Origin of the sequence: Shinella sedimenti (genome assembly GCF_022601905.1) — a bacterium.
GTDB lineage: Bacteria > Pseudomonadota > Alphaproteobacteria > Rhizobiales > Rhizobiaceae > Shinella > Shinella sedimenti.
Genome location: NZ_JAKVIN010000003.1, coordinates 392,238 through 406,888 on the forward strand (window position 1 = coordinate 392,238; position 14,651 = coordinate 406,888).

Sequence of the window (14,651 nt, forward strand, 5' to 3'; positions counted from 1 at the left end):
ACAAAGACCATGACCAAGACCCTGAACACCACTTTCGCCGCTGCCCTCATCGCAGCTTCCGTCTTCGGCGGCGCCTCTGCTGCCTTCGCCAGCGGCGACTACTACGTCGGCGGTTCGCCGGATGCCGTGAAGAGCCAGAACGTCGACACGGTCCGCACGAACAGCATCGGCAACAAGCATGTCGTTTCCGGCCAGTCGTCTTCGATCAAGCAGCCCTACGACCGCGGCGACTACCGCCCTGCCGGCAACCTGAACGACAACTAAGACTGCGGCAAATTGCCGGTAATTCTCGAAGCTCCTGGTTGAAACACCGGGAGCTTCGCTCGTTTGAAGCAAGGATTTGTCGCGGTGCGAAATGCCGCACGCGCGTGATTGTCGCGGTGCGGCAATGCGGGCGGGCTGGCGGAATTGACCTTTGCCAGCCAGGGGAACATGGTTGGGGAGATGCAGCGCCGACGCGTTGCGACGTCTTCAGAAAGGCCGGGCCGATGTTCGAATCCCTGGACGCAACGCTGCTTGCACGCTTTCAGTTTGCCTTCACGGTGTCCTTCCACATCATCTTCCCGGCGTTTTCCATCGGGCTTGCGAGCTATCTGGCTGTGCTCGAAGGGCTGTGGCTCTGGACGAAGAACGAGGTCTATTTCACGCTCTTCAATTTCTGGAAGACGATCTTTGCGCTCGCTTTCGGCATGGGCGTCGTGTCCGGCATCGTCATGTCCTATCAGTTCGGCACGAACTGGAGCGTCTTCTCCGACAAGGCCGGCCCTGTCATCGGACCCCTGATGGGCTATGAGGTGCTGACGGCCTTCTTTCTGGAGGCGGGCTTCCTCGGCATCATGCTGTTCGGCCTCAACAGGGTGGGCCCTAAGCTGCATTTCTTCGCGACGCTCATGGTCGCCGTCGGCACGCTGATTTCGGCGACATGGATTCTCGCGGCCAATTCCTGGATGCAGACGCCCGCCGGCTTCTCCATCAACGAGGCAGGTCAGTTCGTGCCCATCGACTGGTGGGCGGTGATCTTCAATCCCTCCTTCCCCTACAGGCTGGTGCACATGGTGCTGGCCGCCTACCTGACGACGGCCTTCGTGGTCGGTGGCGTCGGCGCCTTTCACCTTCTGCGCGGCGATGCGCCCAAACGGGCGCGCAAGATGTTCTCCATGGCCATGTGGATGGCGGCGATCGTCGCGCCGATCCAGATCTTTGCCGGTGACATGCACGGTCTCAACACACTCGAGCACCAGCCGGCCAAGGTCATGGCGATGGAAGGGCATTACCAGAGCCACCCGGATGGCGCGCCGCTCATACTGTTCGGCATTCCAAACTCCGCCGAGCAGCGGGTGGACTACGCCGTCGAAATCCCCAAACTGTCGAGCCTCATTCTCAAGCACGATCTGAACGCGCCGCTTGCCGGCCTCGATACCGTGCCGCGCGAACTCCACCCGCCTGTCGGCATTGTTTTCTGGGCCTTCCGCGTCATGGTGGGGATCGGCTTTGCCATGCTGGGCCTTGGCCTCTGGTCGCTATGGTGTCGCTGGCGCGGCACGCTCGGCGAGAACCGCTGGCTGCACCGCGCCGCCGTTGTGATGGGACCTGCCGGCTTCGTCGCCGTGCTCGCCGGCTGGGTGACGACCGAGGTCGGCCGGCAGCCCTATACCGTCTATGGCCATCTGCTGACGTCACAGTCGGTAGCGCCCATCGCCGCGCCAGCGGTGGCGACATCGCTGATCGCCTTCATCGTGGTCTATTTCCTGATCTTCGGTGCCGGTACCTTCTATATCCTGCGGCTGATGGGCCGCCTGCCGCGTGATCCGATGCCGGACCTCGGCGAGGGACCGATACGCTCCGCCGGCATCACGCCTGCTCCAGCCATAGCCACCAAACCCGGGAGCCAGCACCATGGCGCTTGACCTTCCCTTCCTCTGGGCAGCGATCATCGCCTTCGCGGTGCTTGCCTATGTCATCCTCGACGGCTTCGATCTCGGTGTCGGCATTCTGTTTCCCTTCTTCAAGGAAAAGCATGACCGCGATGTCATGATGAATTCGGTCGCGCCTGTCTGGGACGGCAACGAGACGTGGCTCGTCCTGGGCGGGGGCGGGCTGATGGCCGTGTTCCCGCTGGCCTATGCCACCATCCTGCCGGCGCTCTACATGCCGCTCATCCTCATGCTGCTCGGCCTGATATTCAGGGGTGTCGCATTCGAATACCGCTGGCGCACGCGGCGCGGTGAATTCCTCTGGGACTTCGCCTTTGCCGGCGGCTCGATGGTGGCGTCCTTTACGCAAGGGGTTGCGCTCGGGGCGCTGGTGCAAGGTATCGCGGTGGAAAACCGCGCCTATGCCGGCGGCTGGTGGGACTGGCTCACGCCGTTCTCCATCGCGACGGGCTTGGCGCTGCTTGTCGGTTACGCGCTGCTCGGCGCAACCTGGCTGGTGATGAAGACAAGCGGCGATCTTGCCGCGCGCGCCCGTCATTATGCGATGCGCGCGGGCATCGGCACGCTCGCCGCCATGGGCATCTTCAGCCTCTGGACGCCGTTTACGGAGCCGCTCTACTTCGAGCGGTGGTTCGGCTGGCCCACGGTCATTTTCAGCGTGCTTGTACCGGCCCTCGTGCTGGGATGCTTCGCGCTCCTCGTCTACGGGCTAAAGACCCGTCACGATGCCTGGCCGTTCGTGGCGGCACTCGGCCTCTTTGTGCTCGGCTTTGCCGGTATCGGCATCAGCTTCTATCCCTATATCGTGCCGGCGTCGCTGACGATCTGGGAAGCGGCGGCCCCGCATGAAAGCCTCGCCTTCCTCATCGTCGGTGCGCTGGTGCTCGTGCCGATGATCCTCTGCTACACGGTCTATGCCTACTGGGTGTTCCGTGGAAAGGTCGACCCGGAAGAGGGATATCACTGATGGTGGAAAACTCGCTCGGCCGGAAACTGCTGTGGTTTGTGGCGCTGTGGATGGCGGGGGTTCTCGCGGTCACGGCCGTCGGTTTCATGATCAAGCTGGCGATCGGAACCTGACTTCACGTAACGTCAATCGATCCAGCCTGACGCCAGCTTGCCGCTTTAGGTTCCGCGTCGGCCAGCATGCAGGCCCGCTAGCAGAAGACAGGACCGCACCCTCCTTCCGCTTAAGCCCCGGGCCTGCATGTGGCCTTGTGTCCCGTCACCGACAGACGCCTTTCCCCCCAAACATTCCTCTGCTATCCGGGTGCTCATGAAGGAGACCGGAATGGCGAAGACTGCGGCAGACTGCACGACGATGGCGGAAATCCGGGAAAACATCGACCGGGTCGACAACGCCCTGATGGCGCTTTTCGAGGAACGCTGGAGCTTCATCCGCCGCGCCGCCGAGATCAAGGCGGGCCTCGGCATTCCCGCCGACGTTCCCGCGCGCGTCAAGGAAGTGCGTGACAACGCCAACCGCAATGCGCAGGCCTATGGTCTTGACGGTGATTTCTACGAGGAAATCTGGGCGCAGCTCATCGAACATGCCATCGCCTATGAGAAGACGCAGCTCGGCGAGGGCTGAAGCGTGGCGGGTCAGCGCTGGTTGCGCTTGCCCAGATGATCTTCCCAATCGAGCGCGGTGCGGACGATAAAGGGAAGGTCGTCATATTGCGGCGTCCAGCCGAGCTCCTTCATCGCGACTGAGGGATTGGCGACGATCAGCACTGCATCGCCGGGCCGGCGGCCCGCGATGCGCACCGGAAAGTCCTTGCCTGAGACGGCCTTCACCTGCTCCAGCACTTCCAGCACGGAGAAGCCGCGCCCATAGCCGCAATTGGCGACGATCGAGCCGCCGCCGGCGCGCATGCGCTGCAGGGCCTTCAGATGCGCATTGGCAAGATCGGAGACGTGGATATAGTCGCGGATGCAGGTGCCGTCGGGGGTCGGGTAGTCGGTGCCATAGACATCCATGCCATTGCGCTTGCCGAGCGCGGCTTCGCTCGCCACCTTGATGAGGTGCGTCGCGCCCGCCGTCGACTGGCCGGTGCGGCCGCGCGGATCGGCACCGGCCACGTTGAAGTAGCGCAGCGCCGTATAGGTGAAGTCATGGGCGGCGGCGGTGTCGCGCAGCATGATCTCCGTCATCAGCTTGGAGGAGCCGTAGGGAGATTCCGGGCGCAGGGCCGCGCTTTCCAGCACGGGTTCGGTGCCGTCGGGCGTGCCGTAAACGGCGGCCGTGGACGAAAAGACGAAATAGGGCACCTTTGCCGCCACGGCGGCGGCGATCAGTGCCCGTGATTTGACGGTGTTGTTTTCATAATAGGAGAGCGGATCGGCGACCGATTCCGGCACAATGATCGATCCGGCGAAATGGATGATGGCATCGATGCTGTTTTCGGCGAAGATTGTGGTAAGCAGTGCAGCATCGGCGATATCGCCCTCGTAGAACCTCGCCTCAGGCGCCACCGCCCAGCGGAAGCCCGTGGACAGGCGATCCAGCACCACGACGTCTTCGCCTGCATCCACCAGTGCCCAGACCATGTGGCTGCCGATATAGCCCGCGCCCCCTGTGACAAGAACCGCCATGGAAAATCTCCGAATCGCCTGAATTTCAGGCATATCACTCCGCCTGCCCGCAAGACGCAACCGCTTATTGCGCAGGGCCGGCGCTCCAACGGGAGGGAAATCGCATGTCCGATCGCTTCATCGTGCTGTCCGGCTGCTCCGGCGGTGGAAAATCGACCCTGCTCGACGAGTTGCGCCGGCGCGGCCATGCCACGGTCGAGGAACCCGGCCGCCGGATCGTGCAGGCGGAACTGGCGGCGGGCGGCAGCGCCCTGCCGTGGATCGACATGGCCGCCTTTGCCCGCCGCGCCGTGAATCTCGCGCTGGCGGATCGAGCCCGGATGCGCGAGCAGCCCGGCCTCGTTTTCTTCGACCGCGGGCTGATCGATGCGGCCTGCGCGTTGGAGGCCCATGGCGGCGAGGCGGCTCTGGACACGCTGGCCGCCGCACATCGCTACCATCGCCAGGTGTTCCTCACGCCGCCATGGCCGGAAATCTATGCCGGAGACGCGGAACGCCGGCACGGTTTCGAAGCCGCGCTGGAAGAATATGAGCGGCTGGTGCAGGCCTATCCGCGCCTCGGATACGAGACGGTCGTGCTGCCGAAGGTTTCGGTGGAGGCGCGGGCGGATTTCATGCTTTCCCGGCTGTGAGAGCCGTCAGCGGGCTGCGATGTAACGTGCCAGCCGGTCGGCTGCTTCCAGGATGTCTTTGGGGTCGCGCAGGAAGCAGGCACGCATGAATAATTCGCCACCCGGTCCGAAGGCGGTGCCCGGGGCGAGGCCGACATTGGTGCGGTCGACAATGTCGAGGGCAGCGAGCCGCGAATCCGTCACGCCGTCGATTTTCAGGAACGCATAGAGCGCGCCGTCGGGTTTCAGCGTTTCCACCCGGTTGGTCGCGATCAGCGCGTCGCAGAAGACGTCTCGGTTCTTCGCCGCCTTGTCGATATTGGCCTGCACGAAGGCATCGCCCTCGTCGAGCGCGGTAATGGCGCCTTGCTGCAGGAACTGCGGCACGCCCGACGTGGAATACTGGACGAGGTTCTCGATGACCTGGCCCATTTCCGGCGGCGCGACGATCCAGCCGACGCGCCAGCCGGTCATCGACCAGTTCTTCGAGAAGGAGTTGACGAAGATGACGCGGTCGCCTTCTTCCATCACGTCGAGGAAGGACGGCGCGCGACCCCCGGCATAGTGGTAGAGCGCATAGATCTCGTCGGCCATGATCCACAGGCCATGGCGGCGGGCCATCGCAAGAAGGTCCGAAAGATCCTCGCGCGTTGCGGTCCAGCCCGTCGGGTTGGACGGCGTGTTGATGAAGAGCGCGCGGGTCTTCGGTGTGATAGCGGCCTCCACGCGGGCGAGATCGATCTGCCAGCGGCCGTTTACGAAATCGAGCGGCACCGCGATGGGATTGGCGCCGGAAAGTTCGGCCGCCGCCGCGAAGTTCGGCCAGGCTGGTGTGAGATAGACCATGTCATCACCAGGAGAGACCATCGCCTCGATGGCAAGCTTGATGGCCTGCATGCCGGAGCCGACGACATAGAAATGCTCAGCCGGGAGCGATATGCCGAAACGCCTTGCATAATAGCGCGACAGGGCTGCCCGCAGTTCGGGGATGCCGCGCTGCCAGGTGTAGAAGGTCTCGCCACGCATCAGGGCATCGGAGGCTGCGCGGGCGATGAACTCCGGCGTCGGCAGGTCGCCTTCCCCCACCCAGAGCGGGATCAGCCCCTCGCGTTCGCGCGCATAGTTTACAACTTCGACGATGCCGCTTTCCGGCGCACGCAGCGAACGGGGGCTGAGGCTTTCGGCGATGGTCATGCAAATCTCTCCGGAAATCGCGGTTGGACGCTGCCCGGTGGGGCAAAGTCACCAAGCTCTAACCGGTTTTGCAGGACCATTCACGCGCGTTTCTTTGACACATGCATCGAATTCGGTGATGGGACGGCCGCGCGTGGTGGGGCCATCCGCTATCGTCCCAGAAATGAAAAAAGCGAGGGTGGCCCCTCGCTTCCTCATCCCGGCCGGGCCGGGGAAGTGTTTCGCGCAGTGCCAGTACATCCGTGGTCACCGCGTTGCGAAACACGACTTTCGTGTCTGACGGCAGTTCTATCGGCGCGCTGTAACAGCGGTATGACAGGACGTGATCCGTCGGTGATATGAAGTCTGTGCTCATATGGTTAACAAAAGGTTAAAATTCCAGAGCGTGAAAAAATTCGCTTTCCTAGCGATTGAAGTGCATGTCCCAAACGTCTTCTTCGTGGTTTCAGCGCCTGCTGTGGGTGATCCTCCTGATGTCGTCGTCTTTCGATTGACAAGCCGGGGTGCGCTCCCGACAGTGGCGGCAGCGAGACGGGCAGCGGTAGGAGGACTTGATGTCTATGCGCGCAATCTTCGGTTTCTCGGCACTTCTTCTCTCCGCCGTAGCATCTCCATCGATCCCGGCCCATGCTGCGGAAACACGCACCGTCGTCACGACGGAAAACAGCGATTATTTCGGCTTCGACCTGCGCACCGTGCAGGATGTGACGCTGGACCAGTGCAAGACGGATTGCATCGACGACCTGTCCTGCCGCGCCTTCACCTACAATCCCAAGGTGAAGTGGTGCTTCCTGAAGAGCGACTTCAACCAGCTCAACCATTTCCAGGGCGCCATTGCCGGCAAGATCGTCAAGGCCGACGATGCCGCCGATATCGGCGCGCCGCCGGTGCTTTCGTTCATCAGCGAATATATGGCGGCCGATGCCCGCGCGTTCCGCGACAATCTCACGCTCGCAAGCGGGCAGGAAGGGCAGGGTGCCGAAAGTCTGGCTTCGCTCGGCCGCATCGAGACCGCGTCGAGCCGTTTCGACGAAGCGCTCGCCGCCTACAAGGGCGCACTGTCGCTCGCGCGCGATGATTTCTTCCTGTGGATCGAAACTGCCGAATCCATGGGCCGCGCCAACAATAACAGCTACCTCGCAGGGCAGGGCGCGCTGGCAGCCATCAATGCCTACCAGCTGTCGCGCACGACCGAGACGCGCGCCCGCGCGCTGGCCGTACTCGCCGACACGCTCGACAAGTCCGGCAGCTACCGCGCCGGCATCAACGCCTACAAGGCAAGCCTTGATCTGAAGGACGATGTGGCGATCCGCTCGGCCTATCTCGGGCTGCGCGCCCGCCAGGGCTTCCGCGTGGTCAACCACACGATCGATTCAGACAGCGCGACGCCGCGCGCTTGCGTCGAGTTCTCCGAACCGCTGGTCAAGTCCGGGGCGGACTATGCCTCCTTCGTCACGCTCGACGGTGCGGCACCCAAGGCCGTCGAAGCCAAGGACCGGCAGATCTGCATCGAGGGCCTTACGCATGGCCAGCGCTACAAGATCGCGTTCCGCCCGGGCCTGCCGTCCGCCGTAGACGAGCCGCTCGCCGCGGCCGTCGATCTCGACATCTACGTGCAGGACCGCGCCGCCACGGTACGCTTTACCGGCGACGGCTTCGTGCTGCCGGGCAGCGTGCGCCGCGGCATTCCGATCGTTTCGGTCAACACCGACAGCGCCGATCTGAAGCTTTACCGCGTCGGTGACCGTGCCATTGCCGGCCTGCTCGCCGAAAGCCGCTTCCTCACCCAGCTCGACGGCTATTCCGCGAGTAATATCGAGAGCCAGAGCGGCGAACTCGTCTGGCAGGGCAAGATCGAGATCTCGCCGGAGCTCAACAAGGACGTCGTCACAAGCTTCCCGGTCGACGAGGCGCTGCCTGAGCGCAAGCCCGGCGTCTACGTGCTGACCGCCGCGGCCTCCAACGGCCGCAGCAATGAATGGGATGCCAAGGCGACGCAATGGTTCGTCGTTTCCGATGTCGGCCTGACGACCTATGCCGGCACCGATGGCCTCAACGTCTTCGCCCGCTCGCTCGATAGTGCAGGCCCGCTGGAAGGCGTCGAACTGCAACTGATCGCCAAGAACAACGAGATCCTCGGGACCGCAACGACGGACAGCGACGGTCGTGCCACCTTCACCGCCGGCCTGATGCGCGGCACGGCGGCCAACACGCCGGCCGTCATTCTCGCCAGGAAGGGCGAAGACGACTTCGTCTTCCTCGATATGACGCGCGCCGGCTTCGACCTGTCCGACCGCGGCGTCACCGGCCGCCCCGCCCCGGGCGCCATCGACGTGCTGGCCTGGACCGAGCGCGGCATCTACCGCGCCGGCGAGACGGTTCATGCCTCGGCGCTTGCCCGCGACATCGAGGCGAATGCCGTCGAGAAGCTGCCGTTGACCTTCGTCTTCAACCGCCCGGATGGCGTGGAAGACCGCCGCATGGTATCCGACGGTGCGGCGCTGGGTGGCCATGCCATCGATCTGTCGCTCCAGCCCAACAGCATGCGCGGCACCTGGACCATGCAGGTCTTCACCGACCCGAAGGGCACGGCCATCGCCGAAAAGCAGTTCCTCGTCGACGACTTCGTGCCTGACCGCATCGAATTCGACATGACGAGCGAGGCCAAGGATATCGAGACCGGTGTTGCCGCGCCCGTATCCGTCGAAGGCCGCTATCTCTATGGCGCGCCCGGCGCGGGCCTGGAAATCGAGGGCGACGTCGCGCTGAAGCCGACTCGCCAGGACCCGGCCTATCCCGGCTACGTCTTCGGTCTCGCAGACGAAGAGGCGATCGAGGAAAGCCGCATTCCGCTGGAGGGTCTCGGTTTGCTCGATGAGGCGGGCAAGACGACGTTCGACGTGCTGGTCAACGACCTGCCCTCGACCACCCAGCGCCTTGAAGCACTCGTGACGCTGCGCATGAACGAAGCCGGCGGCCGCGCCGTCGAGCGCAGCCTCCCCCTGCCGGTCAAGGCGACGGGCCCGATGATCGGCGTGAAGCCGGAATTCCAGGGTGAGCTTTCGGAAAACAGCGTCGCGAACTTCAACGTCGTGGCGGTGACACCCGATGGTGCGCGCGAAGCGATGCAGGGCCTGCCCTGGAAGCTGCTGTCCGTCGAACGGAATTACCAGTGGTATCGTGACGGCAGCTCGTGGCGCTACGAGCCTGTTCTCTCGACGAAGCAGATCGCCAACGGAACGCTGGATGTCGCGGCCGATGGCGGCAAGATTTCCGTACCCGTCACATGGGGCCGTTATCGCCTTGAGGTCGAAAGCCCCGAGCCGGATGGCCCGGCGACGAGCGTCGAGTTCGATGCCGGCTGGTATGTCGCCGCCACGTCGACGGAAACGCCCGACGCGCTGGAGATCTCGCTCGACAAGGAAAATTATGCGGTCGGCGATACGGCCAAGCTGAAAGTCTCGCCTCGTCATGCCGGCCAGCTTCTCATCACGGTCGGTGCCGAAAGCCTGATCGCCACCCAGACCGCCGAAATCGGCGCCGAGGGGGGCGAGGTCGAAATCCCCGTCACCGAGGCGTGGGGGCCCGGCTCCTACATCACCGCGACGCTCTTCCGTCCGGGCTCCGACCAGGAAAGCCGCATGCCCATGCGCGCCATCGGCATCACCTGGCTGAAGGTCGATCCGGCGGATCGCAAGCTCGACGTCTCGCTCGACGTGCCGGAAAAGACGCTGCCGCGCCAGCCGCTCGACATTTCGCTGAAGGTTGCAGGTGCGGGCGCGGATGAAGAGGCCTATGTCACGGTCGCAGCCGTCGATGTCGGCATTCTCAACCTCACGCGCTACGAAGCGCCCGATCCGGCCGGCTGGTATTTCGGCCAGCGCCGCCTCGGCATGGAAATCCGCGACCTCTACGGCCGCCTCATCGATGGTTCGCTCGGAGCTACCGGCCGCCTGCGCACCGGCGGCGACGGCGGCGAGGGTGCCCTTCAGGGCAACCCGCCGACGGAAAAGCTCGTGGCCTTCTTCGCAGGCCCCGTAAAGCTCGATGCGGACGGCAACGTGAAGGTCAGCTTCGACATTCCGCAGTTCAACGGCACGGCCCGCATCATGGCCGTGGCCTGGACGAAGACCGGTGTCGGCAGCGCGTCCAAGGACGTCGTCATCCGTGATCCGATCGTGGTGACGGCAAGCCTGCCGAAGTTCCTCGCACCCGGAGACCGTTCCGACCTCAGGCTCGACATCGTCAACACCGACGCGCCCGCCGGAGACTACAGGGTCGCGATCACGCACAATGCCTCGGTGATGGTCGAGCAGACCGGTGCGGGCCAGACGCTGTCGCTGCAACCCGGCGCCAAGACCGCGCTCACCCTGCCGCTTGTCGGCGGCGAGATCGGCGATGGCCTCGTCACGGTTACGCTCACCGACGGCAACGGCCTGTCGCTCGAGCAGGCGCTGAACGTGCCCGTGCGTCCGGCGGCCATGCCGATCACCACGCGCCGGCCGATCGAGATCGCCGCCAATGGCAGCCTGACCATCGACGACCAGCTGCTGGCCGACAGCCAGCTCGGCGGCGCTTCGGTAAGCCTCAGCGTGTCGCGGGCCGCGGCCTTCGACATTCCCGCGCTGCTGATGTCGCTCGATCGCTACCCCTATGGCTGCACGGAGCAGACGACGAGCCGCGCGCTGCCGCTGCTCTACCTGAGCGAGCTGTCCAAGCAGTCCGGCCTGCCGGAGGATACGGAAACGCAGAAGCGCGTGCAGGAAGCGATCTACCGCGTGCTCGCCAACCAGTCCTCCTCGGGCAGCTTCGGCCTGTGGTCGCCGGGCTATGGCGACCTGTGGCTCGATGCCTTCGTCACCGACTTCCTGACGCGGGCCCGCGAACAGAAGTTCGACGTGCCGGAACAGGCCATGCTGCAGGCGCTCTCCAACCTGCAGAACGCGCTGTCCTATGACGTCAATGTCTCCAACCAGGGCAGCGAGATCGCCTATGCGCTCTATGTGCTCGCCCGCAACCGCAAGGCCGCGATCAGCGACCTGCGCTACTACGCCGATACAAAGCTGTCGGAGTTCACCTCGCCGCTCGCCCGCGCACAGCTCGCCGGTGCGCTCGGCCTTTACGGCGATGCGCAGCGGTCCATGGCGCTCTTCTCCAACGCGCTTGGCCTGTCTCGCGACAGCATCATGAATGCCAGCCTCTCGCGCAGCGACTACGGTTCGTCGCTGCGTGACGGCGCGGCAATCCTGGCGCTGGCCGCCGAAGCCCGGCCGGTGCCGACGATCATTCCCGAGCTGGTCAAGCAGGTCGGCACGCAGTGGGAAAACAAGCGCTGGACCAGCACGCAGGAGCAGACCTGGATGCTGCTCGCCGCGCGCTCCGTGAAGGACGCCGACAAGAACCTCAAGCTCGAAATCAACGGCGCCGAACACGCGGGCGGCTATGCCGCACAGATGGCGGGCAAGTCCCTGCTGGAAAATCCGCTGACCATCGCCAACCGCACCGGCGAGCCGGTCTCGGCCATGCTGACGACGGTGGCGGCCCCTGCCGATCCGCTGCCGGCAGGCGGCGACGGCTTCGCCATCGAGCGCACCTACTACACGCTCGACGGCGAGGAGGCCAACATCACGGAAGCCCAGCAGAACGAGCGCTACGTCGTCGTGCTGAAGGTGACGGAGCATAATGACTGGGCTTCGCGTATCATCATCACAGACCTGCTGCCAGCCGGTTTCGAGATCGACAATCCGAGCCTGGTCGATAGCGCGAAGCTTGCCAATTTCGACTGGCTCGGCGAGACCGAGACGGCGCATACGGAGTTCCGCTACGACCGCTTCGTCGCGGCCTTCAACCGCAGCGAGGGCAACAACCGTGATGTGACGGTCGCCTATGTCGTGCGCGCCGTCACGCCCGGCACCTATGATCTGCCGGCCGCACAGGTGGAGGACATGTATCGTCCGCAATACTCCGCCCGTACCGCGACCGGCCGCATGCAGGTCGTCAAGGCCGAGTAGGAGAGGGCGGACCGATGGCGCTCTGGCGCAAGCTCCTGATCGGCTCCCTCGGCGGGGCGGCGGCAATCGCCGCTCTCGCCGCAGGGCTCGACCATTTGGATCGTGCCTATCCGCCACCGGTCGATGTCGCCGGCATCGTGTCGAAGGAGGTGCTCGACAGGGACGGCCGGCTGTTGCGCGCCTTCGCCACGCCCGAGGGTCATTGGCGGCTTAAGACTACGGCCGCCGATGTCGATCCGCAGTTCCTGCGCATGCTCGTCGCCTATGAAGACAGGCGGTTCGGCGCGCATTCAGGCGTCGATCCGCTGGCCCTGCTGCGCGCGGCCGGGCAGTTTCTCAGCAATGGCCGCATCGTCTCGGGCGCCTCTACGCTTTCCATGCAGGTCGCGCGCCTGATCGAGCCGCGCGAAAACCGCTCGCTTCTCGCCAAACTGCGCCAGATGGCGCGCGCTATCCAGCTCGAACGGCGCCTGTCCAAGGCCGAGATCCTCGATCTCTACCTGACGCTCGCGCCCTATGGCGGCAATCTGGAGGGCGTGCGCGCGGCAAGCCTCGCCTGGTTCGGCAAGGAACCGAAGCGCCTGTCCGTCGCCGAGGCCGCGCTGCTCGTCGCCCTGCCGCAATTGCCGGAAAAGCGCCGACCGGACCGGCATCGCGCCGTGGCCGAAGCGGCACGCGCCCGCGTGCTGGACCGCATGGCGGTGTCCGAGGTGATCGGCGAGGGCGAGGCGGAGCGCGCAGGCGGCGAGGCCGTGCCGGACCGACGCCGCCAGCTTCCCGCCTTCGCCGCGCACCTGTCGGAGCTTGCGCTGCGCAAGGACCCGAAGGAGACGGAACACCGCACGACCCTCGATCGCACCGTGCAGGATGGCCTGGAGACCGTCGCGCACGAGGCTGCCGAGCGTCTGGGGCCGAAAGTCTCCATCGCCATGATCATGGCGGATGCCCGCACCGGCGAGATCCTCGGCGAGGTCGGTTCCGCGGATTATTTCGATGGCAGCCGCGCCGGCTGGATCGACATGACGCGCATCCGCCGCTCGCCGGGCTCGGCACTCAAGCCCTTCATCTACGGCCTTGCCTTCGAAGAGGGGCTCGTCGCGCAGGAAACCATCGTCGAGGACCGCCCCTCCGATTTTTCCGGCTATCGCCCGCGCAATTTCGACATGACCTATCAGGGCGATGTCAGCGTGCGCAAGGCGCTGCAGATGTCGCTCAATGTGCCTGCGGTTCGCTTGCTCGAGGCCGTCGGTCCGACGCGCATGATGGTGCGTTTCCGGCGCGCCGAGGTGCGGCCGGCGCTGCCGCCGGGCGAGACGCCGGGCCTTGCCATCGGCCTGGGCGGTCTCGGCATCACGCTGCGCGATCTCACGCAGCTTTACGCGGCGCTCGCCAACCGCGGCATGCCCGTGCAGCTCGGTGATGGCATCACCGGCGATGCGGCGGTGATCAACGGCGATCCGCTGCTTGATCCCGTCGCCGTCTGGCAGGTCTCGGATGTGCTTTCAGCCGTCATACCGCCCGCCGGCAGCCGCCGTCTCGGCATCGCCTACAAGACCGGCACGAGCTACGGTTACCGCGACGCTTGGTCCGTCGGCTATGACGGCCGCCATGTGCTCGGCGTCTGGGTCGGCCGGGCCGACAACGGCGCGGTGCCCGGCCTGACCGGCTATGGCGCAGCAGCGCCAATCCTCTTCGAGGCCTTTTCCCGCTCGGGCCTCGCCATCACGGCCCTGCCGCGCGCGCCCTCCGGCGCGGTGCGCATCGCCCAGTCCGAACTTCCCGCAAGCCTGCGTCGCTTCTCCACGACGGCAAACGGCCTCGTCGCGACCGTGGCGCGCGAGCCCGCCCCGCAGATTGTCTATCCGCCGGAAGGCGCGCATGTCGAACTCGGCGCCACGACCGGCGCCGACATCGCCCCCCTCGTTCTGAAGCTCCAGGGCGGCCGCGCACCTTTCCGCTGGCTCGCCAACGGCAAGGTCCTCCCCGACGCCGCCCGCCGCCGCACCACCCAATGGATGCCCGAAGGCGCAGGCTTCTCGACGCTCACCGTCATCGACGCCGCCGGCCGGGCCGCGAGCGTTCGGGTGTTCATCGAGTAAACCCGCTCGCGTGCGGCGACTCGCAAACAATCGTCAATCTTGGAAAAAATGGGTAAAAATGGTGCTGCTAGAGAGATTTGAACTCTCGGCCTCTCCCTTACCAAGGGAGTGCTCTACCCCTGAGCTATAGCAGCATCCGGCGAAGCAACATCTGTTTCGCGTGAGCGAGGGCCTATTGCCATAGGTGGTTCGGCAGTGCAAGCGGCG

The 14,651-nt window shown here is 64.9% G+C and carries 9 protein-coding genes and 1 tRNA gene; 7 read left to right on the forward strand and 3 right to left on the reverse strand.

The genetic code is table 11. The annotated features are described in order from the left end of the window. The 4 genes from MKI86_RS09285 to MKI86_RS09300 form a co-directional block, all read left to right on the forward strand. Positions 1-264 (forward strand): hypothetical protein (locus MKI86_RS09285; protein WP_241600207.1); only part of this gene is annotated, 264 nt, incomplete at its 5' end. Between the two features lie 224 nt (positions 265-488). Beyond that, a complete protein-coding gene (locus MKI86_RS09290; protein ID WP_241600210.1) occupies positions 489-1,907 on the forward strand; it encodes a cytochrome ubiquinol oxidase subunit I in 1,419 nt (472 codons plus the stop codon). Further along, on the forward strand, positions 1,897-2,901 hold the full coding sequence (gene cydB / locus MKI86_RS09295; protein ID WP_241600212.1) for a cytochrome d ubiquinol oxidase subunit II: 1,005 nt from the start codon (positions 1,897-1,899) through the stop codon (positions 2,899-2,901). The genes MKI86_RS09290 and cydB overlap by 11 nt, the downstream gene beginning before the upstream one ends. A gap of 324 nt (positions 2,902-3,225) precedes the next feature. Then, a complete protein-coding gene (locus MKI86_RS09300) occupies positions 3,226-3,525 on the forward strand; it encodes a chorismate mutase family protein (protein ID WP_241600214.1) in 300 nt (99 codons plus the stop codon). An 11-nt stretch (positions 3,526-3,536) separates the two neighbouring features. Here the strand turns inward: MKI86_RS09300 and galE are convergent, their stop codons facing one another. Then, the gene (gene galE, locus MKI86_RS09305) at positions 3,537-4,529 is read right to left on the reverse strand and encodes a UDP-glucose 4-epimerase GalE (protein WP_241600216.1); all 993 of its coding nucleotides are present in this window, start codon (positions 4,527-4,529) and stop codon (positions 3,537-3,539) included. 104 nt (positions 4,530-4,633) lie between these two features. Between galE and MKI86_RS09310 the strand changes: the two genes are divergently transcribed. After that, positions 4,634-5,161, forward strand: coding sequence for an AAA family ATPase (locus MKI86_RS09310; RefSeq protein ID WP_241600218.1), 528 nt, complete (start codon positions 4,634-4,636; stop codon positions 5,159-5,161). 6 nt (positions 5,162-5,167) lie between these two features. Here MKI86_RS09310 and MKI86_RS09315 read toward each other — a convergent pair whose 3' ends face one another. After that, positions 5,168-6,334, reverse strand: a complete 1,167-nt coding sequence (locus tag MKI86_RS09315) for a pyridoxal phosphate-dependent aminotransferase (protein WP_241600220.1) — start codon at positions 6,332-6,334, stop codon at positions 5,168-5,170. Between the two features lie 560 nt (positions 6,335-6,894). On the opposite strand from MKI86_RS09315, the gene MKI86_RS09320 reads away from it, so the two are divergent. Then, complete coding sequence (locus MKI86_RS09320; protein ID WP_241600718.1) at positions 6,895-12,345, forward strand: alpha-2-macroglobulin family protein; 5,451 nt, start codon at positions 6,895-6,897, stop codon at positions 12,343-12,345. A gap of 14 nt (positions 12,346-12,359) precedes the next feature. Then, on the forward strand, positions 12,360-14,444 hold the full coding sequence (gene pbpC / locus MKI86_RS09325) for a penicillin-binding protein 1C (protein ID WP_241600222.1): 2,085 nt from the start codon (positions 12,360-12,362) through the stop codon (positions 14,442-14,444). A 59-nt stretch (positions 14,445-14,503) separates the two neighbouring features. Here the strand turns inward: pbpC and MKI86_RS09330 are convergent. Next, a tRNA-Thr gene (locus MKI86_RS09330) sits at positions 14,504-14,578 on the reverse strand. Positions 14,579-14,651 lie beyond the last annotated feature (73 nt).